General features: G+C 71.3%; 20 protein-coding genes and 1 tRNA gene. 9 read left to right on the top strand and 12 right to left on the bottom strand.

Annotated features, from left to right (window positions below; genetic code table 11):
- Positions 1 to 25: 25 nt before the first annotated feature.
- Together ABT171_RS04360 and ABT171_RS04355 are read right to left on the bottom strand one after the other, a co-directional pair.
- Entirely contained in the window at positions 26 to 487 is a 462-nt protein-coding gene (locus ABT171_RS04360) for a hypothetical protein (protein WP_351239660.1), read from the bottom strand.
- Between the two features lie 208 nt (positions 488 to 695).
- On the bottom strand, positions 696 to 1,832 hold the full coding sequence (locus ABT171_RS04355) for an ABC transporter ATP-binding protein (protein ID WP_351239658.1): 1,137 nt from the start codon (positions 1,830 to 1,832) through the stop codon (positions 696 to 698).
- A gap of 215 nt (positions 1,833 to 2,047) precedes the next feature.
- Between ABT171_RS04355 and ABT171_RS04350 the strand changes: the two genes are divergently transcribed.
- Positions 2,048 to 2,121, top strand: a tRNA-Thr gene (locus ABT171_RS04350).
- A 52-nt stretch (positions 2,122 to 2,173) separates the two neighbouring features.
- Here the strand turns inward: ABT171_RS04350 and ABT171_RS04345 are convergent.
- Positions 2,174 to 3,580 (bottom strand): NAD(P)/FAD-dependent oxidoreductase, encoded by a 1,407-nt coding sequence (locus ABT171_RS04345; protein WP_351239656.1) that lies wholly within the window; start codon positions 3,578 to 3,580, stop codon positions 2,174 to 2,176.
- Positions 3,581 to 3,590: 10 nt separating this feature from the next.
- Entirely contained in the window at positions 3,591 to 4,244 is a 654-nt protein-coding gene (locus ABT171_RS04340; RefSeq protein ID WP_351239654.1) for a rhomboid-like protein, read from the bottom strand.
- Between ABT171_RS04340 and ABT171_RS04335 the strand changes: the two genes are divergently transcribed.
- The 3 genes from ABT171_RS04335 to ABT171_RS04325 all read left to right on the top strand — a co-directional run bounded on the left by ABT171_RS04335 (position 4,243) and on the right by ABT171_RS04325 (position 6,581).
- Positions 4,243 to 5,160 (top strand): aminoglycoside phosphotransferase family protein, encoded by a 918-nt coding sequence (locus ABT171_RS04335; protein WP_503073523.1) that lies wholly within the window; start codon positions 4,243 to 4,245, stop codon positions 5,158 to 5,160. The two genes, ABT171_RS04340 and ABT171_RS04335, sit on opposite strands and share 2 nt — an antisense overlap.
- A 174-nt stretch (positions 5,161 to 5,334) precedes the next feature.
- On the top strand, positions 5,335 to 5,814 hold the full coding sequence (locus tag ABT171_RS04330; RefSeq protein ID WP_351239650.1) for a GNAT family N-acetyltransferase: 480 nt from the start codon (positions 5,335 to 5,337) through the stop codon (positions 5,812 to 5,814).
- A 77-nt stretch (positions 5,815 to 5,891) separates the two neighbouring features.
- The gene (locus tag ABT171_RS04325) at positions 5,892 to 6,581 is read left to right on the top strand and encodes a pentapeptide repeat-containing protein (protein WP_351239648.1); all 690 of its coding nucleotides are present in this window, start codon (positions 5,892 to 5,894) and stop codon (positions 6,579 to 6,581) included.
- Between the two features lie 33 nt (positions 6,582 to 6,614).
- Here the strand turns inward: ABT171_RS04325 and ABT171_RS04320 are convergent, their stop codons facing one another.
- Positions 6,615 to 7,115, bottom strand: a complete 501-nt coding sequence (locus tag ABT171_RS04320; RefSeq protein WP_351239922.1) for a hypothetical protein — start codon at positions 7,113 to 7,115, stop codon at positions 6,615 to 6,617.
- Positions 7,116 to 7,167: 52 nt separating this feature from the next.
- Between ABT171_RS04320 and ABT171_RS04315 the strand changes: the two genes are divergently transcribed.
- Together ABT171_RS04315 and ABT171_RS04310 are read left to right on the top strand one after the other, a co-directional pair.
- Positions 7,168 to 8,556, top strand: a complete 1,389-nt coding sequence (locus ABT171_RS04315) for a M1 family metallopeptidase (RefSeq protein ID WP_351239646.1) — start codon at positions 7,168 to 7,170, stop codon at positions 8,554 to 8,556.
- A 209-nt stretch (positions 8,557 to 8,765) separates the two neighbouring features.
- On the top strand, positions 8,766 to 9,233 hold the full coding sequence (locus ABT171_RS04310) for a ricin-type beta-trefoil lectin domain protein (protein ID WP_351239644.1): 468 nt from the start codon (positions 8,766 to 8,768) through the stop codon (positions 9,231 to 9,233).
- Between the two features lie 103 nt (positions 9,234 to 9,336).
- Here the strand turns inward: ABT171_RS04310 and ABT171_RS04305 are convergent, their stop codons facing one another.
- Together ABT171_RS04305 and ABT171_RS04300 are read right to left on the bottom strand one after the other, a co-directional pair.
- Positions 9,337 to 10,344: a hypothetical protein gene (locus ABT171_RS04305; protein ID WP_351239642.1), complete on the bottom strand. Its 1,008-nt coding sequence runs from the start codon at positions 10,342 to 10,344 to the stop codon at positions 9,337 to 9,339.
- 247 nt (positions 10,345 to 10,591) lie between these two features.
- On the bottom strand, positions 10,592 to 11,167 hold the full coding sequence (locus ABT171_RS04300; protein WP_351239640.1) for a TerD family protein: 576 nt from the start codon (positions 11,165 to 11,167) through the stop codon (positions 10,592 to 10,594).
- Between the two features lie 168 nt (positions 11,168 to 11,335).
- On the opposite strand from ABT171_RS04300, the gene arfB reads away from it, so the two are divergent.
- Positions 11,336 to 11,773 carry an alternative ribosome rescue aminoacyl-tRNA hydrolase ArfB gene (gene arfB, locus ABT171_RS04295; RefSeq protein WP_351239638.1) on the top strand — a complete coding sequence of 146 codons (438 nt, stop codon included), beginning with the start codon at positions 11,336 to 11,338 and terminating at the stop codon, positions 11,771 to 11,773.
- 131 nt (positions 11,774 to 11,904) lie between these two features.
- On the opposite strand, the gene ABT171_RS04290 is transcribed toward arfB, so the two are convergent.
- On the bottom strand, positions 11,905 to 12,363 hold the full coding sequence (locus ABT171_RS04290; protein WP_351239636.1) for a GNAT family N-acetyltransferase: 459 nt from the start codon (positions 12,361 to 12,363) through the stop codon (positions 11,905 to 11,907).
- 51 nt (positions 12,364 to 12,414) lie between these two features.
- Entirely contained in the window at positions 12,415 to 12,906 is a 492-nt protein-coding gene (locus ABT171_RS04285; RefSeq protein WP_503073730.1) for a flavin reductase family protein, read from the bottom strand.
- 382 nt (positions 12,907 to 13,288) lie between these two features.
- Between ABT171_RS04285 and cdgB the strand changes: the two genes are divergently transcribed.
- Positions 13,289 to 14,950, top strand: coding sequence for a diguanylate cyclase CdgB (gene cdgB, locus ABT171_RS04280; RefSeq protein WP_351239632.1), 1,662 nt, complete (start codon positions 13,289 to 13,291; stop codon positions 14,948 to 14,950).
- Positions 14,951 to 15,068: 118 nt separating this feature from the next.
- Complete coding sequence (locus ABT171_RS04275) at positions 15,069 to 15,998, top strand: carbohydrate-binding protein (protein ID WP_351239630.1); 930 nt, start codon at positions 15,069 to 15,071, stop codon at positions 15,996 to 15,998.
- Positions 15,999 to 16,031: 33 nt separating this feature from the next.
- Here the strand turns inward: ABT171_RS04275 and ABT171_RS04270 are convergent, their stop codons facing one another.
- The 3 genes from ABT171_RS04270 to ABT171_RS04260 all read right to left on the bottom strand — a co-directional run bounded on the left by ABT171_RS04270 (position 16,032) and on the right by ABT171_RS04260 (position 19,179).
- Entirely contained in the window at positions 16,032 to 16,961 is a 930-nt protein-coding gene (locus ABT171_RS04270; protein ID WP_351239628.1) for a 1-phosphofructokinase family hexose kinase, read from the bottom strand.
- A 119-nt stretch (positions 16,962 to 17,080) separates the two neighbouring features.
- A complete protein-coding gene (gene nagA / locus ABT171_RS04265; RefSeq protein ID WP_351239626.1) occupies positions 17,081 to 18,226 on the bottom strand; it encodes an N-acetylglucosamine-6-phosphate deacetylase in 1,146 nt (381 codons plus the stop codon).
- Entirely contained in the window at positions 18,226 to 19,179 is a 954-nt protein-coding gene (locus tag ABT171_RS04260; protein ID WP_351239920.1) for an ROK family protein, read from the bottom strand. The genes nagA and ABT171_RS04260 overlap by 1 nt, the downstream gene beginning before the upstream one ends.
- Between the last annotated feature and the right edge of the window lies 1 nt (position 19,180).

The following is a 19,180-nucleotide window of genomic DNA, read 5'->3' as shown; positions in this document are numbered from 1 at the left end:
CAACGGCGCGTTCCTTGAGGAGCCGTCAGCCGCGCGCGGCGAGGACGCCGGAGGCGAACGACGTGTCGCACACCGGGCGTGCGTAGGACTGGGCGCGCGGAACGCCGTACATGCGCGCCGCCGCCTGGCCGAGGGAGCGGGCGATGGAGGCGCAGTGCTTGGCCAGCGAGGGGTGGCCGTTGACGGCCCGCTGGAGGTCGGTCAGGACGGCCCCCGGGTCCTTCTTTTGCAGCTCGGTGACCAGCCGGTCGCGGAGCACGTCCTGCGGGGCGCGGGAGGCCGTCTTGGCGGACAGCGCGGCCGACGAGACGTCCGAAGCGGCCAGCGCCGAGCTGGAGGGGCTCCCCGTCCAGTTGACCCGGGTGACCGCGAGGGTCCCGGAGAGCACCAGGACGACGGGCAGGACGAGGGCGAGAGTGCGGCCGATCCGGCGGGCAGGGCCGCCCCGGTGGCCGCGTCGCGTCTGTGGAGTGGTGGAGTGCTTCACGCGTGTGAGGGTAGCGCGGGGTAATGATTTGGCGACATTTAGTCACCCTTTCGGGCGATGGGATGCCGCATTTTTCTGGGTAAGGGGTTGACGCGCCACGCCCGAAATGATCGCTGTGCCGGGATATATCCGGGCTGCGTCTCACACGAAAGGGGCCCTGCGGCACTCCGCGGGGCCCCTTTCGTCAACCTGGGTGCAAACGCGCTGCTCAGTCGGAGAGGCGCTCACCCGTGGACGTGGAGAACACATGGATCTCGCCCGGCCGCGGCACCACGTGCAGGGTGGAGCCCTTCTCCGGCACCTGGCGGCCGTTGACGCGGACCACCAGGTCCTTGACCTCGCCGCCGACCTCGGCGGTGCCGTAGACGTAGCCGTCGGCGCCCAGCTCCTCGACGACGTTCACGGAGACGGCGAGACCGGCCGGCGCGTCCGCGGTGTCCTTGGACAGCGAGGCGGCGACGGAGCCGTTGTGTTCGACCACGTCGAAGTGCTCGGGCCGGACTCCGACGGTCACCGTGCGGTCGCCCTTGTCCGAGGCGGCCGTCAGCGCCTCCCGGTTGACGGGAACGACACTGTTGCCGAACTTCACGCCGCCGTCGGTGATCGGGACCTCGACCAGGTTCATGGCCGGGGAGCCGATGAAGCCGGCGACGAAGAGGTTCGCGGGCTTGTCGTACATGTTCCGCGGCGAGTCGACCTGCTGCAGCAGACCGTCCTTGAGCACGGCCACCCGGTCGCCCATCGTCATGGCCTCGACCTGGTCGTGGGTGACGTAGACGGTGGTGATGCCGAGCCGGCGCTGCAGGGACGCGATCTGCGTACGGGTGCTCACCCGGAGCTTGGCGTCCAGGTTGGACAGCGGCTCGTCCATGAGGAAGACCTGCGGCTCGCGCACGATCGCGCGGCCCATGGCGACACGCTGCCGCTGACCGCCGGAGAGCGCCTTCGGCTTGCGGTCCAGGTACTCGGTGAGGTCGAGGATCTTCGCGGCCTCCTCGACCTTCTGCCGGATCTCCGCCTTGTTGACGCCCGCGATCTTGAGCGCGAAGCCCATGTTGTCGGCGACCGTCATGTGCGGGTAGAGCGCGTAGTTCTGGAACACCATGGCGATGTCCCGGTCCTTGGGCGGCAGGTGCGTGACGTCGCGGTCACCGATGCGGATGGCGCCGCCGTTGACGTCCTCCAGACCCGCGAGCATCCGCAGCGAGGTGGACTTCCCGCAACCCGACGGGCCGACCAGGACGAGGAACTCGCCGTCCTCGATCGCGATGTCGAGCGCGTCGACGGCGGGCTTGGTGGAACCCGGGTAGATCCGGGTCGCCTTGTCGAACGTGACAGTGGCCATGGTGAATGGGCCCCCTTCTACCGGCAGGAACGTGCCGGACGATCCGTTGTAGGAAGGTGGTGGTGTGGTCCACACAGGTGAACTGCGCGAACTGGCTCAGGACGGTACCTGGCGTTCACTCGTTCTGTCAGTAGCCGGGCCCTGGTGAACTTCGCGGAGATTTTCGACAAGAGCGGGCCCGGACGTGGGTACACTGCACGGGCGCGCCCGCGCAGGCCTCCTTAGCTCAGCTGGTCAGAGCGCCGCTCTTGTAAAGCGAAGGTCGTCGGTTCGAATCCGACAGGGGGCTCGTCTGCGCAACGGCCCCGGACTCCTCGTCCGGGGCCGTTTGCCGTGTGCGCTCAGTGTCTGCCCGCAACCCGGTCCGCCACCTTCGCCAGGCGCGAGGACTCCGTTCCCGGGTGGAGGCGTTCGCGCTGGTCGGCGGTGCGGTAGGTGGCGTACATGCCGTGCACGCCGAGCCAGCGGAAGGGTTCCGGTTCCCACTTGCGGACCTTGTGGTTCACCCAGGGCAGGTCCGTCAGCTCGGTGCGTCCGCCCTGGCCGGAGTCCTGCTGGACCAGGTCGCGCAGGGTGCGGGCGGCCAGGTTGGCGGTGGCGACGCCGGAGCCGACGTAGCCGCCGGCCCAGCCGAGACCGGTGGAGCGGTCGAGGGTCACCGTGGCGCACCAGTCGCGGGGCACGCCCAACACTCCTGACCAGGCGTGTTCCACACGCACGCCGGCCAGGGCGGGGAAGAAGCGGGTCAGGATCTCGTGCAGGGCCTCGATGGTCGCCGGCTGCGTACGGCCGTCGTTGTCCGTCCTGGACCCGAAGCGGTACGGCACCCCGCGCCCGCCGAGCGCGATCCGGCCGTCGGCGGTGCGCTGCGCGTACATGTAGGCGTGGGCCATGTCGCCGAGGGTTTCGCGGCCGTCCCAGCCGATCGCCGCCCACTGGTCCTCGGTCAGCGGCTCGGTGGCGATCATGGAGGAGTTCATGGGGAGCCAGGTGCGTTTCTGGCCCTTCAGCGCCGCCGTGAAGCCCTCCGTGCAGCGCAGGATGTACGGGGCGCGGACGGTGCCGTACGGGGTGACGGCGTGCTTGGGGCGGATCTCCGTCACCGGGGTGCACTCGTGGACGGTGACGCCCAGCGCCTCCACCACGGCCGCCAGGCCCTTGACCAGCTTCACCGGGTGCAGTCGGGCGCCGTGCGGGGTCCAGGTGGAGCCGACCGCGTCCGCGACGCGGATCCGCTCGGCCGTCTCCCGGGCGCCGTACAGCTCGCGGTCCTTCTCGCCGTACGACAGCTCGTGCTCGTGGAAGGCCCTCAGGCGCGCCAACTGGGCCGGGGTGGTGGCGACTTCGAGGACGCCGCCGCGGTGCACGTCCGCCTCGACGCCCTCGGCCTCGGCGACCGCGACGACCTCGGCCACGGTGTCGTTCATCGCCTTCTGCAGCCGTACGGCGGCGTCGCGGCCGTGCAGCCTGGCGTACCGGTCGCGGCCGGCGATGCCGTTGTAGAGCCAGCCGCCGTTGCGGCCGGAGGCGCCGTAGCCGCAGAACTTCTGCTCCAGGACGGTGATGCGGAGGAAGGGGGCGGCCTTCTTCAGGTAGTACGCCGTCCACAGGCCGGTGTAGCCGCCGCCGACGATGACGACGTCGGCCGACGCGTCCCCGGACAGTGGCTCCCGGACCGCGGGGAGGCCGTCGTCCGCGTACCAGAAGGAGATCCCGCCGTTGACGACACTGCTTGCCGAGCTGCTCATGGCGGGGACGTTAACCTCTGAGCGCGGCCAGTGTCTCCTTCGGATTCCATGCTTTTCCGCGGCACCTCGCCAGGGGGTAGCAGGCCAGGCCGATCAGTACGGAGACGAAGTGGCCGAGTTCGGTGAAGGACCGCCCCACGGCCAGCGACAGCCCGAAGAGGGCCAGCACCGCCAGCAGGTACGCGTACCGCCAGGGGGTGGCGATCCGGTAGGTGAGGACCCCGATGACCCCGGCGAGCGCGTAACTCACGCCCACGTCCAGGGTGTTGACCGCCGAGTGCGGGGCGATGCCGTCCCGGATCGCCAACAGCAGGGCGCCCTCGCTGGCGAGGGTGGCCAGCACGTGCGCCAGCGCGCACGCGGCGAGCCAGCGGGCGGTGCCCAGCCAGCGTTCGGCCGGTGCGTGGAACACCGTGTACAGCGCGGCGTACGGGATCCAGTGGCCGCTGTCGATCCACATGGCGCTGGCCACCAGCACCCGGACCGGGTTGCGGGACAGCTCATGGATGTTGGTCGACCGCTGCCGCAGGAAGTGCTGCTCGAACTCCGGCGACATGTGGTGCAGGGCGACGGTCGTGACGAACAGGATCGCCAGCCACACGTATGTGCCGGGGGCGCTGCGGAGGTACGCCCGCACGCCGCCGGGGCCCCGGATAATTCGCATGAACCGATTCACGCACGTCGGTATCGTCCGGTATGTGATTGACATACCCGGCGATCTGGTGGAAGCGCAGGAGAGGTACAACGGCGCGGCGGGCCGGGCCTTCGTCGACGGGCTGCCGGATCTCGCGGCGGCCTTCCTGGACCGCTGGGGGCTGCGGCTGGACGGCCCCTCGATGAACGGTGTCAGCGCGCTGGTCCTGCCGGTCGTCCGCGCGGACGGCGGTCCCGCGGTCCTGAAGCTGCAGCTGCTGGACGAGGAGAGCGCGGGCGAGCCGGTCGCGCTGCGGGTGTGGGACGGCGACGGGGCCGTACGGCTCCTCGACCACGACCCGGCGACGGGCACCATGCTCCTGGAGCGGCTGGACCCGTCCCGGATGCTGTCCGCCGTGGCCGACACGCACGAGGCCGTCCTGGTCGTCGCGCGGCTGCTGGCCCATCTGACGTCGTTCCCGGCGCCGCCGGGCATGCGCCGGCTCGGTGACATCGCCGAGGCGATGCTGGAGCGGACCCCGTGGGCGTTGGAGCGCATCCCCGACGTTCGGAGCCGCCGTATGGTCGCCGACTGCGCGGCCGCCGTGCGCGAGGTGGCCGCCGAGCCCGGCGACCGGCTGCTGCACTGGGACCTGCACTTCGAGAACGTCCTCGCCGCCGACCGCGCCGAGTGGCTCGCCATCGATCCCAAGCCGCTCGCGGGCGACCCCGGTTTCGAGCTGTGGCCCGCGCTGGACAACCGCTTCGAGGCGGCCGAGGTCCGCCGGCGCTTCGACGCGATGACGGAGGTACTCGGCCTGGACCGGGAGCGGGCCCGCGCCTGGACGCTGGGCCGGCTCCTGCAGAACGCCCTGTGGGACGTGGAGGACGGCCGACCGCTGGAGGAACGCCAACTGGAACTCGCCCGGAGACTGCGCACGGCGTGACGGGGCGTGCGGTGGGGGAGGTCGGCTGCATGACGGGGGCCGTGGGGGGCGCCGCCCGCGGGACAGGGCCTGCCTGGGGAGTGCCGCCCGCGTGAAATGGCCTCCGCGAGGAAGCGCTTCCCACCTGGTGAAACCCGCGTGCCGCGGCGGGCCGGCCCCGGTTAGCCTCCCCGCATGATTCGTACCGCCACCCCCGCCGACATCCCCCTCATCCATGCCCTGGTCCGTGAACTGGCCGAGTACGAGAAGGCGCCGGAGGAGGCGCGGGCGACTGAGGAGCAGCTGCGGGAGGCGCTGTTCGGGGAGCAGCCGGCGGCCTTCGCGCATGTCGCGGTGGACGACGCCAGCGGTGAGCCGGTCGGGTTCGCGCTGTGGTTCCTGAACTTCTCCACCTGGCGCGGGGTGCACGGGATCTATCTGGAGGACCTGTACGTGCGGCCGAGTGCGCGCGGCGCCGGGCACGGGCGGGCGCTGCTGACGGAGCTGGCGCGCATCTGTGTGCAGCGCGGGTACGCGCGCCTGGAGTGGTCGGTGCTCGACTGGAACCGGCCCGCGATCGGCTTCTACGAGGCGTTCGGTGCCCGTCCGCAGGACGAGTGGACGGTGTACCGGCTCACGGACGGGGCGTTGGCGGCGCTGGGCTCGGGTCACTGATTCCGGTACCGGTGCCCCGGCCGGTCGGCGTTTCCCAGGTCAGGGGGATTGTCAGTGGCGGGGTGCAGCATGGGGGCATGGCGAGGAGAGCGACGGGCGGCCGGTCGGCGGGCCGGGCAGGGGTGAAGGGTGCGCGACGGCCGGAGCTGCGGCTGCCGCCGCTGGAGCCGTGGCCGGACGGCGGGTTGCGGCCGGACGGTGACTATGACGGGCTGGAGTTCCGGGACGCGGACCTCACCGGGCAGGACGGGGTGGGCGCGCGGTTCATGGACTGCGCGCTGACGGGCTGCACGGTGGACGGTACGGCGCTGGGCCGGGCCAGAGTGCTCGACTCGGTCCTGACGGGACTGCGCGGGGTGGGCACGCATCTCGCCGAGTCCACGTTCCGGGACGTCGAGCTGATCGACGCCCGGCTGGGCGGCACCCAGCTGCACGGCGCCGTCCTGGAGCGGGTCGTGGTGCGCGGCGGCAAGATCGACTACTTGAATCTGCGCGAGGCCCGCCTCAAGGACGTCGTCTTCGAGTCCTGCGTGCTGGTCGAGCCGGACTTCGCGGGCGCGAGCCTGGAGCGGGTGGAGTTCGTGGACTGCGCACTGAGAGAGGCCGACTTCGGCAGTGCCACGCTGACGGACGTGGACCTGCGCGGGGCGGCTCCGCTGGAGATCGTGCGGGGCCTGGACCGGCTGTCGGGGGCGGTGATCAGCACGGGACAACTGCTGGATCTGGCACCGGTGTTGGCGGCGGAGCTGGGGATCCGGGTGGAGTAGCCCCCGCGAGGGCTCTGCCGCGGCCCTACGTCCCTACGGCACGCGGGGAAAGCGGGCCTGCAGGGTCCAGATCGCCGGGTTGTCCGACAGGTCCTCATGGAGGTCGGTGAGGTCCGCGATCAGATCGTGCAGGAAGTCGCGGGCCTCGCGGCGCAGTGCGGTGTGGGAGAAGGACAGCGGGGGCTCCTCGGCCGGCACCCAGTCGGCGGTGATGTCCACCCAGCCGAAGCGGCGCTCGAAGAGCATCCGGTCGGTGGACTCGGTGAAGTCCAGCTCCGCCCGCTGCGGCCGGGCGGCGCGGGAGCCCATCGGATCACGGTCCAGCCGTTCCACGATGTCGCACAGCGCCCACGCGAAGTCCAGCACCGGCACCCATCCCCAGGCTGTGGAGATCTCCCGGTCCGTTTTCGTGTCGGCGAGATAGACGTCCCCGCAGAACAGGTCGTGCCGCAGCGCATGGACGTCCGCGCGGCGGTAGTCGGTCTGCGGGGGGTCGGGGAACCGGTTGGAGAGGGCATAGCCGATGTCGAGCACGGGAGAGATGGTGTCATGCCCGGTACGAGCCTCGGCGCATAAGATCTCTGGCATGCCCAGACCCGTGCGCCTCGTGCCGGCCGTAGCCGTCCTGCTCGCCCTCACCGGCACCGCGTGCGGCGGCGGAGTGCACGGCACGCCGGGTGCCGCAGGCGTACGCGACCCGTACTTCCCGAAGGCCGGCAACGGCGGCTACGACGTCGGGCACTACGACCTCGCCCTGGACTACACCCCCGCCACCCGCCGTCTGGCCGGTACGGCGGTCATCACCGCCCGCGCCACCCAGGACCTGTCCGCCTTCGGCCTCGACCTCGCCGGGCTGGACGTCGAATCGGTCACCGTCGAGGGCAGGAAGGCCCGCTTCAACCGCGCCGGCCAGAAACTCACCGTCCGCCCGCACGACGACCTGAGCAAGGGCGAGACCTTCCGCACGGTCGTCCGCTACTCGGGCACCCCGCGCACGCTCACCGACCCCGACGGCTCCGAAGAGGGCTGGCTGCCCACCGCCGACGGCGCCCTCGGCCTCGGCGAACCCGTCGGCTCCATGGCCTGGTTCCCCGGCAACGACCACCCCTCCGACAAGGCCTCCTACGACATCACCGTCACCGTCCCCAAGGGCTTCCAGGCCGTCTCCAACGGCGAGTTGACGGACCAGTCCACCAGGGGCGGCCGTACGGCCTACCACTGGCACACCGCCCAGCCCATGGCGAGCTATGTCGCCACGGTCGCCGTCGGCCATTTCGACATCACCCGCAGCACCGGCCCGCACGGGCTGCCGGTCATCACCGCCGTCGACCCCACCCAGGCGAAGGCGAGCGAGGAGGTGCTCGCGCAGCTCCCCGGCATCATCAGGTGGGAGGAGATCAACTTCGGGCCGTACCCCTTCTCCTCCACCGGTGCGGTCGTCGACCGGCCGGGCTCCGCCGACTACGCCCTGGAGACCCAGAACCGGCCCGTCATCCCCGCCGACCACCTCGCGACCGGCACGCTCGTGCACGAACTCGCCCACCAGTGGTACGGCGACGCGGTCACCCCGAAGTCCTGGCAGGACATGTGGCTCAACGAGGGCTTCGCCACCTACGCGGAGTGGCTGTACCAGGAGGACCACGGCGGCAAGAGCGCCCAGCAGATCTTCACGGACCTCTACGACGGCGACAACGAGGCCATCTGGGCCTACCCGCCCGCCAAGCCGTCGAGCGCCGCGCACATCTCCGACAGCCCCGTCTACCAGCGCGGTGCGATGGTCCTGCAGAAGATCCGGCAGAAGGTCGGCGACGACACGTTCTACGACATCATCCAGGGCTGGGTCGCCGCGCACCGGTACGGCAACGTGAGCACCGCCGACTTCACCGCGTACGTCGAGAAGAAGGCCCCGCACCGGGACTTCACCGAGATCTGGAAGGACTGGCTGTACGGCGACCGCAAGCCGGACCACCCCTGACGGGGCGGCCCTCGCCGGCGGCGGGAATTCGGATTACGAGGTTCCGGATGGGCCGCCACGCCCGGGGTTTTCCAACTGTGGACATGACACCCGTGGGTGTTATTGTCAGCCAGCTTGATGATCTTGCTAACCAATCACGGATCGACGGGGGGCTTCGGCATGCCCGAAAACTCGGCATGCCCGTCTGCCGTCATACGGAGGGGGTCTTTGTGAAGAAGAAAATGGCCAAGGCGTTCATGGTCGCCGCGGCGGTGCCCGCCCTGCTCGTCGCCACGTCCGGCGCCGCGTCCGCGGACGGCTGGGTGACGTGGAAGAACGTGAAGTCCGGCTATTACCTCACCGCCAATTCCGGCGGCACCGTCAAGGGTGACTGGGCCATGCCCGGGGTGAACGAGAACGACTACCAGTGGTACGACCAGTCCAACGGCGACAGCAGCTACACCGAGTACAACGGCTGGGGCATGTGCCTGGTCGGCTACTACCGGCAGGTCTACACCGAGAACTGCAGCAAGGGCCGTGACCAGTCCAACTGGTGGCAGCGCTGGTACGAGGTCTCGACGTCCTCGGGCTGGAAGCTCAAGAACCGCCAGACCGGCTGGATCCTGGACGACGAGGGCCACGGCGGCATCTACGCCAACTCCACCGACTACAACAACTCCAACCAGCGCTGGAAGTAGTCCGCAGCGACCGGGGCAAGGGAATCGGACGGGGTCTGCCGAGTCATTCGGCAGACCCCGTCCCGGTGTTGCGGAAAAGAACGCGGAAAAGAACAACGACCTGTCAGGCGCCGGCCTTTATGATCTTCTCGGCCGATTCCACCTTCCGCTTCTGAGTGCGCCGCGCTTCCTGCAACTGCTTGCTCCGCTGCTGAATGATCTCCCGCTCATAGGCGGCGGAAACCAGGGCGGCGGTCTGCACGTACCGTGCCGTCCGTTTGCATTCGACGTCCGTGACGGCGGCCGCGATCTCGGCGGGGGAGGGCGGGGGCAGGGTCGCCCCCTTGGGGACGGGCAGGCCCCGGCCGAGCAGACTCCGGTCGTGCGCGGGCGCCAGCGGATTGGCGTAGTCGTAGCCGGACTTCTTCATGCAGGCACTCCACCGGGAGACCGCGGCCACGACCCGGCTGTCCTGGAAGGTGGCGCTCAGCGTCTGCGACCTCAGCTGCTGGACGACCATGAACAGCGTCTGCGGGTTCTTGCCGCCGAGTTTCCTGCGCGCCTTCCCCTCGCAGCCCAGCCTGCCGCTCTTCGGGTCGTCGAAGTAGGCGCGCTGCACCGCCGGAGTGACCTCGTCACCGGCCGCCCGGCCGCTCGCGGGCTTCGGTTCCGGGGACGGCTCCCGGTACCCGTAGACCTTGACGGCCTTCATGTCCATCACGCCGTAGAGCACATAAGGGGCCGGCGGCTCGGGTCCGTCGTCCGGCACGAGCGCCCTGGGGAGCTTCAGTCCCGCGTCCCGCATGCACTGCTGCGCGAGGACGTTCTCGGCGCGGACGATCGTCCGCTCGTCCTTCACCGAGACATACGCGTCCAGTGGCAGCGTCATCGAACCGTCGGGCCGGACGGTCGCACCGCCGCCCTGGAAGTCGACCGGCTCGGAGGGGTCACCGGCCGCCGGGACGAGCGGCGGAATCGACGGCTCCGTCCCCGAAAGGCCCGCCGGAGCGGGCTTCTTCGCGGCATCGCCGCTGTCCGGGCCCGAGGAGCTGTCGCACCCCCCGACCGAGACGACGGCCATCAGTACCGCACCGGCCACCCACAGCGGCCTGGATTCACGTATCGCTCTCATCATCCCGAAATCGATCCGAAGTGATCGGACAAGGCCGGGGCTGATGGGCGCCACGAGGACGCCGTGTCCAGTTCGGTCCGCACGCCCGGCGACAGCGCCGGATCGCCCCCCGGCAGACCCAAGACCGCTGATTCTGTCAGACATCGCCCTCCCGTGGGACATCCGGACGATCATGACCCGCACGCGCCGAAGCCCCCCGACCGGACGGCCGGGGGGCTTCGGGGCTTCGCTGCCGGGGCGGGCTCGGTCAGACGTTCACGCCGAAGTCCTGGGCGATGCCGACCAGGCCCGAGGCGTAACCCTGGCCCACCGCGCGGAACTTCCACTCCGCGCCGTTGCGGTACAGCTCGCCGAAGATCATGGCCGTCTCGGTGGCGGCGTCCTCGGAGAGGTCGTAGCGGGCGATCTCGGCGCCGCCGGCCTGGTTGACGATGCGGATGTAGGCGTTGCGGACCTGGCCGAAGTTCTGGCCGCGGTTCTCGGCGTCGTAGATGGAGACCGGGAAGACGACCTTGTCGATGTCGGCCGGGAGCGCGGCGAGGTTGATGTTGATCGCCTCGTCGTCGCCCGCGCCCTCACCCGTGCGGTTGTCGCCGGTGTGGACGATGGAGTTGTCCGGGGTCTGCTTGTTGTTGAAGAAGACGAAGTGCGCGTCCGAGTAGACCTTCCCCTGGCCGTTCACCGCGATGGCCGAGGCGTCCAGGTCGAAGTCCGTGCCGGTGGTGGTGCGGACGTCCCAGCCGAGGCCCACGGTGACGGCGGTCAGGCCCGGAGCCTCCTTGGTGAGCGAGACGTTGCCACCCTTGGACAGGCTTACAGCCATGTTGGGAGTCCCTTCCCTTGGATATCTGTGTATCTGTGCCGATGAGCTTGCCGATGAAGCTACCGTCACCCGGGAGAACGTCGAGGGGGGTCCCGTCGGTTCCGGATCCCTTTACCTTTTTTACCAAGGGGGAAATCCAGGTGACGCGGGGCGGGCGCGACCGGGAACATGGAACGCATGTCTGGTCCTTACGTCATCCGTGGCTCCGTCCCGCTCCCCGAGGCCGAGCTCATGTGGCGTTTCTCCCGGTCGTCCGGGCCCGGCGGGCAGCATGTCAACACCAGTGACTCGCAGGTGGAGCTGCGTTTCGACCTGGCGCGCACCGAGGCGCTGCCCGCGGTGTGGAAGGAGCGGGCGCTGCAGCGGCTCGCGACCAGGCTCGTCGACGGAGTGGTGACCGTACGGGCCTCCGAGCACCGCTCCCAGTGGCGCAACCGCGAGGCCGCCGCCGTACGCCTCGCCTCCCTCCTCGCGGAGGCCAGCGCGCCCCCGCCCAGGCCGCGCCGGCCGACCCGGATCCCGCGCGGCATCAACGAACGCCGGCTGCGGGAGAAGAAGCAGCGCTCGCAGACCAAGCGGGGCCGCTCGGGCCGCGACTGGACGTGAGACCGGCAGCACACGACGGGCGGTGCGGGAGGCGTGGTTCCGGCTGGGCGAGCGGGTCCGGGCCGGTCGGCGGGCGGTGCCGGCGGCGCGGGTGATCGGGCCGGGCGGAGACCCGGCCCCCGGCGCACGGCTCACACGGCCCGTACCCCCACCGTCTCACCCCCGTCGACCTCCCCCGTCGGCCGGAAGCCCAGGCCCAGGTAGAAGCCCTCCGGGCCGCCCGCGCCGGGCTGCCAGCAGACGTACATCTCCGTGCCGCCCCGGCCGCGGATCAGGCCGGCCACGGCGTCGACGGCGAACCGGCCGTAGCCCCGTCCCTGTGCGTCGGCGGCGATGTTGAGGCGCCACAGCCCCGAGCGGCGCACGCCGCCGTCGCCGTACCAGTCGATGTCGAGGAAGGCCATCAGAAAGCCGACGGGGCGGTCGTCGTCGACGATGAGCCGGGGCCAGGCCACGCCGGCGGGGTGCACGTACGCCTCGGCGAGGGACTGTACGACCGGCCGGACCGCGTGTTCCTGGTCGGGGCGGATCCGGATGCCGGTCGCGGCGTCGAAGTTCGCGGGGGTGACTTCTTCCAGACGAGGTGTCATCCGGGCACCGTAGGCACCCGGTTCCCTCCCCGGCCACGCGATTTCCGGGGCTCAGCCCACGTGCCGGTACCGGCCCCGGAAGTACAGCAGCGGGCCCCCCTCCGCGCTCGGCACCCGCGCGGTCAGGACGCGGCCGATGACGAGGGTGTGGTCGCCGGCCGTCACCCGCTGCTCGGTGCGGCACTCCAGCGTGGCCAGCGCGCCGCCCACCAGCGGTGCGCCGGTGGCCTCGCCGCGCACATAGGCGATGTCCTCGAAGAGCAGACGGTCGCTGATGCGGCCCTTCATGGCGAAGCGGCCCGCGATGTGCCGCTGGCTCTCGGCGAGCACCGACACCGCCCACAGCGGCTGCTCGGCGAGCAGGTCGTCCATGCGGGAGCCCTCGCGCAGGCTGACCAGGACCAGCGGCGGGTCGAGGGAGACGGACAGGAAGGCGGTGGCGGTCATGCCGACGTCCTCCACGCCGGGCGCGCCCGGGTCGTCCGGGTCCAGCGGCGGCTCCTGCGCGGTCACCAGGACGACCCCGGCGGCCAGTCGGGACATCGCGGCCCGGAACTCGTCGTTGCTCACCCCCTCAGCATGCCCGGTGGCTGCGGTGGCGGTGGGTGAGGGAGTCTTCAGCACGCCGGAAACGCTAGTCTCCGGCCCGCGCGGGCCACATCGGGCCTCGGGCCGAGCCGGGTCCTAGGACCAAGGGACGACCGCCGTGTGCATCATGTGAACAGATCCGCAAAGCTTGCGTTCGGTAAACACACGGGGAAAGCGCGGAAACTCCACTCAATTGTTCACGTTCTTCTGTGACTTGAGTCACAAGAGGCAGGAATTGTTGACCCTGTGTACCGAGTGAGCAGCGCGCTGTGATTCAGTGGCGGGGAAGCTTACGAGCACCCTTGATTCGCTGCGAGGTCTCGGGGGGAGGGCGAGCATGGAGACCGAGTCGGAGCCGTATGTCCGCCTTGCGTCCCTGCGACAGCTGCACCAGGTCATGGCCGACATGAACACGGCACGCAGCCTGGCGGACACCCTGCAGACCGTCTCCGACGGCGCCGTGCACGCCCTCGGGTACGAGATGGCGTGCGTGAACCTCGTACGCCCCGACGGCGATCTCGTCGTCGCCGCGTTCTCCGGCAACGCCGCCGCCGAGGCTCTGATCACCGGCCGGGTCGGCTCCCGTGAGTCCTGGGAGCGGCGGCTGGACATGGGCGAGCGCTGGGGCGACCTGGTCTTCATACCGCACACCGAGGGCTGGGTCCTCGACGACGACGACGTCCCCCAGTGGTACACCGACGGCCCGGCGCCCCGCTTCGAGGACGAGTGGCACCCCGCCGACCGCCTCTTCGCGCCCATGTACACGCCGGGCGTGCAGGGCGGCTCCCGCGGCGAGCTGCTCGGGGTGATCTCCGTGGACCGGCCGCGCAACGGCCGCCGCCCCGGCGCCTGGGGGCGCGAGGCCCTGCAGATGTACGCCTTCCAGGCCGCCATCGCGATCAGCAACGCGCGTCTACGTGCGAACATGCAGCGCGCCCTGGTCCGTCTGGAGCGCGAGCAGCAGGCCCTGCGGGCCAGTGAGGAATCCTTCCGGCAGGCCTTCGAGTACGCCCCCTCCGGCATGGCCATCGCCGAGCTGGGCGGCGACCAGCACGGCCGCATCCTGCGCAGCAACGACGCCCTGTGCCGCCTCCTGGGCCGCCCCGCCTCCGCGATGCGCCGCTACTCCTTCTCCGACCTGGTGCACCCCGAGGACATCGGCACCCTGCTGCGCACCTCGGCGGAGGGCGGCCGCGCGGAACTCCGCCTGGGCCGCCGCGACGGCACCTACGTCTGGGTCTCCCTGCGCAACAGCGTCGTGGCCGACGCCGCCGACGGCCCCCGCTTCCTCCTCACCCACGTCGAGGACATAGAGGAGCGCAAACGTCGCGAACTGCAGCTCGCCCACCGCGCCTCCCACGACTCCCTCACCGGCCTGCCGAACTCCGCGGAACTGCGCTCCCGCCTCTCCGCCCGCCTCTGCCGGCGCCCCGCCCACACCGGCGACCTGGAGTCCCTGGACGCGGCCTACGGCCACCCGGCCGCCTTCGACGCGCCCGCGGCGGCCCACGGCTTCGACTACCGGCCGGGCGCGGAGGCGTACGACACCTTCGACCACCACGTCCACACGGTCGCCCCCGAGGACGGCCGCGACGACGGCACCAAGGGCCTCGCGGTCCTCTTCTGCGACCTGGACGGCTTCAAGTCGATCAACGACCGCTTCGGGCACAACGCGGGCGACGCGGTGCTGATCGAGGTGGCGAGGCGGTTGTCCCGGGGCGTCCGGGACGGCGACACGGTGGCCCGCCTCGGCGGCGACGAGTTCGTGATCCTCGCCGACGGCCTCGGCCGGGCCGACGCCCAGGACCTCGCCGTACGGCTGCGCAACGAGATCATCCAGCCGATCCGGGCCGAGGGCCGGGCCGTCCGGGTGGGCGCGAGCTTCGGCATCGGGTGGGCGCACTGCGGCATGACGGCGGACGAAGTGCTGAAGTCAGCCGACGAGCGTATGTACGTAGAGAAACGATCTCGTCCCAAACAACACCGACGCGCCGGATGATCCCCAGGTCAGCGACCTGATGCGATTCGAGTCACCCGTTTGGGCCAGCCGGAGCGGGTAGGCTCCCTGTTCCATACCCCGTACCGCATCCGCCCGCACCCGCTGAGGAGACCAAGGGATGACGCCCGGCGAAAACGGCCCGAGCACGCCCGAGGACGACGACCCGTTCGGCTACCTGTACGCCGACGGCCAGGCCAGAGGAGCCCAGCCGCCGTCCGGCGGTTACGGCTACCCGAACTCGGTCAGCAGGGTGCGTACGGTCGGCGAGCGCCAGTACGGCCAGCAGCAGCCGCCCGCCTACGGCCAGGTGCCGCAACAGGCCGCCCACGGCCAGCCGAACGCCCACTACCAGGCCCCGGAAACCCTCCCCGGCGGCGCCCCGCCCTCGTCCCGCCCCCCGGCCCCGCCCGCGCCCGCCCGCCGCGGCCCCAACACCAAGGGCCTGCTGATCGGCGCGATCGCGGTGGTCGCGGCGGTCGTGGTCGGCATCGGCGTGGCGATGCTCGACGGCCAGGACGACAAGAAGACGGACAACCAGGCGAACACGCCCCCGACCCAGTCCCAGAGCCACTCGCCCAGCCCGTCGAGCAGCGCTTCCACGGCGCCGGGTGAGCTGCCGAAGACGGACGCGAGCGCGCTGCAGCTCGGGCCCGGCGTGACGACGGCGTCAAACGTCAAGGGCGCGCAGGCCAAGGGCGGCAGCTACGTAACGGGCTTCAACCAGGTCGGAGCCTCGGTCACCTGGACCATCAACGGCATCCCCAGCTCCGGCAAGTACAGCGTGTACGTCGGTTACAGCGTCCCCGGCAAGGACGCCACTGCCACCCTCACGGTCAACGGTACGGCTTCCGAGAGGCCCGTCGACCTGAAGAACTGGGCCCACGCCGCCGGGGGCGACTACGAGAAGGGCTGGACGAAGACCTACAACTGGATCCAGCTCAACAAGGGCACGAACACCATCAAGCTCTCGTGCGAGCAGGGCAACCAGTGTGACGCCCTCATCGACCAGATGTGGCTGGTCAACGGCTGGGTCAACTCCAGCGGCTGAGTCAGGGTCAATACCTCTACAGGCGCACGGGAATTACGCCGCGCCGGCCACCCCCGTCACCGTCACCCGCCCCCGCAGCCCCTCGTACACCGCCGGATCGAACTCGCCGGCGGCCGGGGCCCGTACCGTCGCCGCGGACAGCGCGACCGCGCGGGTCAGGCGGTCCGGCCAGGGGAGTTGTTCCACGAGGCCCGACAGCAGGCCCGCCACCGCCGAGTCGCCCGCGCCCGTCGGGTTGCCGGGGATGCGGGCCGGTGGGGTGGCGCGCCAGCGGCCCTCGGGGGTGACGGCCAGGAGGCCCTGGGCGCCGAGGGAGGCGATGACCGTGTGGGCGCCGCGGCGGCGGGCGTCCTGGGTGGCGCGCAGCGGCTCGTGGGAGCCGGTGAGTTCGGCCAGTTCGTCGGCGTTGGGCTTGATGAGGTCGGGGCGGGCCGCCACGCCACGGCGCAGGGGTTCGCCGCTCGTGTCGAGGAGGACCGGGACGCCCGCGGAACGCGCCGACCGGACGAGGTTCGCGTAGGCGCCGACGGGGACGCCCGGCGGCAGGCTGCCGCACAGGGCCACCGCCGAGGCGCCGGACAGCAGTTCCTCGTAGCGGTCGAGGAACGCGCCCCACTCGGCCGGCGCGATGTGCGGGCCCGGCTCGTTCAGCTGGGTGGTGTCGCCCGAGAGCTCGTCCGCGATCGCGATCGTGCGCCGGGTCGCACCGGCGACCGGGACCAGCGCGTCCGTCAGCCGGGGCACAGCCGTCAGCCCGTCGCGTACCGCCTGCCCCGTCCCGCCGCCCGCGAAGCCCGTGACCGTCACCTCGTGGCCGAGGGCGGCCAGCACGCGGGCCACGTTCACGCCCTTGCCGCCCGGCCGCTCGATGACTTCCGAGACCCGGTGCGAGGTGTGCGGCCGTAGCGACCGCACGCGGTAGGTGAGGTCGAGAGCGGTGTTCAGCGTGACCGTGAGGATCACCCGGGCCGACCTCCCTGTCCGTCTGGCCTGTCATTCCGTTTCCGCGGCCCGATCATGCCAAAGAGACGGCGGCCGGCCCAGTCATGAGTCGGCCGCCGTGGAGGGAAAAGACGGGCAGATCAGGCCAGTTGGGGAGGGACCACCACCCACTCGCCCCGCCGCATCACGCCCTGCACGTCGAAGTCCGCGTCCAGCAGGACCAGGTCCGCGTCCTTGCCCGGCTCCAGGGAGCCGATGCGGTCGGCGAGGCCGAGCAGGCGGGCCGGGGTGGCCGACAGGGCCCGTACGGCGTCCTCGACCGGCAGCTTGTCGACGGTCACCGCCCGCTTGAACGCCCGGTCCAGGGTCAGCGTCGAGCCCGCGATCGAGCCGCCCTCCACCAGCCGGGCCACGCCCTCGCTGACCTCGACCTCCAGCGGGCCGAGCAGGTAGCGGCCGTCGCCGCTGCCGGCCGCGTCCATCGCGTCCGTGATGAAGGCGACGCGGGAGGCGCCCGCGCGGTGGAAGGCCAGCTCCAGCGCGGCGGGGTGGAGGTGCACGCCGTCGTTGATCAGCTCGACCGTGACCCGCTCGTCCTCCAGCAGGGCGGCGATCGGGCCGGGCGCGCGATGGCCCAGCGGGGGCATCGCGTTGAAGAGGTGGGTGGCGACCGTGGCGCCCGCGTCGATGGCCTCGACCGTCTGCTCGTACGTCGCGTCCGTGTGGCCGATCGCCGCGATCACGCCGTGTTCGGCGAGCAGCCGTACGGAGTCGATGCCGCCCGGCAGCTCGGTGGCGAGGGTGACCATCGTCGCCCTGCCGCGCGCCGCGTCGATCAGCTTGCGCACCTCGGCCGGGTCCGGATCGCGCAGCAGTACCTCGGAGTGCGCGCCCTTGCGGCAGGGAGAGATGAACGGCCCCTCGAAGTGGATACCGGCGATGTCGCCCTGCTCGGCCAGCTCGCTGAGCAGCCCGGCCTGCGTCACCAGCAGGTCCATCTCGTCGGTGACGGTCGAGGCGACGAGGGTGGTGGTGCCGTGCAGACGGTGCGTACGGACGGCTCGCAGTACGTCATCGGCCGTACCGGAGAAGGAAGCCCCGCCGCCGCCGTGGTTGTGGAGGTCGACGAAGCCGGGGACCAGCCAGTGGCCGGTCACGTCGATGACCTCGGCGTTCTCGGGAGCGGCTGCCGTGATCTGCGTGCCCTGCACGGAGACGCGCCCGTCGTCCACCACCCCGCCGGGCAGCACCACCCGAGCACCTGCGAGAACCAAGCTGCGAGCCATCAGGCGGTTACCTCCGAAGGGTCGGTGGGATCGAGGTCGGTGGCGAGCAAGTCCTGCGCGAGCAGCCCCGCGCCCAGGCAGCCCGCGGTGTCACCCAGGGCCGCGGGCACGATCGCCGGGAGCTTCTGGAAGGTGACCCGCCGCCGGACGGCGTCCCGCAGCGGCTGGAACAACACTTCCCCCGCCTCGGCGAGACCGCCACCGATGATCAGCGTGCGCGGGTCCAGCAGGGTGAGCGCGGTGACCAGGCCGTCGGCGAGCGCGTCGACCGCCTCCTGCCAGACCCGGACGGCGTCCGGGTCACCGGACGCGACGGCCTTGGCGCAGTCGGCGGCGTCCGCGTCCGGGTCGCCGCAGGCCGCCGCCCAGGCCTCGCTGACGGCGGACGCGGAGGCGTACCGCTCCAGGCAGCCGCGCTGCCCGCAGGGGCAGGAAGTCCCGCCGGGCCGTACGACCACGTGCCCGATCTCGCCGGCGAAGCCGTGCGCGCCCGCCTCGACCCGGCCGTCGATGCCGATGGCGCCCGCGATCCCGGTGCCGAGCGGCACGAACAGGAACCGGTCGGCGCCCCGGCCCGCGCCGATCCGGCCCTCGGCGAGGCCGCCGGTGCGCACGTCGTGACCGAGGGCGACGGGGATGCCGAGCCGCTGGGTGAGCAGGGTGCGCAGGGGTACGTCCCGCCAGCCGAGGTTGGCCGCGTACGCGGCGATGCCCCGCTCCTCGTCGACGATGCCGGGGACCGCGATGCCGGCAGCGGCGGCGGCCTCGCCGCAGCGCTCCACGCCGTACGCGTGCAGCTCGGCGGCGAAGTCGAGGATCGCCGCGACCACCGCGTCCGGTCCGCGTTCGCGTCCGGTGGCGCGCCGGGCGCGGTGGAGCAGCTCGCCGTCGTCGCCGACGAGGGCGGCCTTCATCCCGGTACCGCCCACGTCCAGGGCGATGACATGTCTCACC

Source organism: Streptomyces sp. NPDC001851, from assembly GCF_040297165.1.
GTDB lineage: Bacteria > Actinomycetota > Actinomycetes > Streptomycetales > Streptomycetaceae > Streptomyces.
The sequence above is the reverse complement of the archived record's forward strand: the minus strand, read 5'-3'. Positions and strand labels throughout refer to the sequence as shown.

What these genes read in the sequence shown, in the direction of transcription:
- ABT171_RS04355 (WP_351239658.1), bottom strand. Translation starts at nt 1,832, where the DNA reads ATGGCCACTGTCACGTTCGACAAGGCGACCCGGATCTACCCGGGTTCC.
- ABT171_RS04345 (WP_351239656.1), bottom strand. Translation starts at nt 3,580, where the DNA reads ATGAGCAGCTCGGCAAGCAGTGTCGTCAACGGCGGGATCTCCTTCTGG.
- ABT171_RS04335 (WP_503073523.1), top strand. Translation starts at nt 4,243, where the DNA reads ATGAACCGATTCACGCACGTCGGTATCGTCCGGTATGTGATTGACATA.
- ABT171_RS04340 (WP_351239654.1), bottom strand. Translation starts at nt 4,244, where the DNA reads ATGCGAATTATCCGGGGCCCCGGCGGCGTGCGGGCGTACCTCCGCAGC.
- ABT171_RS04330 (WP_351239650.1), top strand. Translation starts at nt 5,335, where the DNA reads ATGATTCGTACCGCCACCCCCGCCGACATCCCCCTCATCCATGCCCTG.
- ABT171_RS04325 (WP_351239648.1), top strand. Translation starts at nt 5,892, where the DNA reads ATGGCGAGGAGAGCGACGGGCGGCCGGTCGGCGGGCCGGGCAGGGGTG.
- ABT171_RS04315 (WP_351239646.1), top strand. Translation starts at nt 7,168, where the DNA reads ATGCCCAGACCCGTGCGCCTCGTGCCGGCCGTAGCCGTCCTGCTCGCC.
- ABT171_RS04305 (WP_351239642.1), bottom strand. Translation starts at nt 10,344, where the DNA reads ATGAGAGCGATACGTGAATCCAGGCCGCTGTGGGTGGCCGGTGCGGTA.
- ABT171_RS04300 (WP_351239640.1), bottom strand. Translation starts at nt 11,167, where the DNA reads ATGGCTGTAAGCCTGTCCAAGGGTGGCAACGTCTCGCTCACCAAGGAG.
- arfB (WP_351239638.1), top strand. Translation starts at nt 11,336, where the DNA reads ATGGAACGCATGTCTGGTCCTTACGTCATCCGTGGCTCCGTCCCGCTC.
- ABT171_RS04290 (WP_351239636.1), bottom strand. Translation starts at nt 12,363, where the DNA reads ATGACACCTCGTCTGGAAGAAGTCACCCCCGCGAACTTCGACGCCGCG.
- ABT171_RS04285 (WP_503073730.1), bottom strand. Translation starts at nt 12,906, where the DNA reads ATGTCCCGACTGGCCGCCGGGGTCGTCCTGGTGACCGCGCAGGAGCCG.
- cdgB (WP_351239632.1), top strand. Translation starts at nt 13,289, where the DNA reads ATGGAGACCGAGTCGGAGCCGTATGTCCGCCTTGCGTCCCTGCGACAG.
- ABT171_RS04275 (WP_351239630.1), top strand. Translation starts at nt 15,069, where the DNA reads ATGACGCCCGGCGAAAACGGCCCGAGCACGCCCGAGGACGACGACCCG.
- nagA (WP_351239626.1), bottom strand. Translation starts at nt 18,226, where the DNA reads ATGGCTCGCAGCTTGGTTCTCGCAGGTGCTCGGGTGGTGCTGCCCGGC.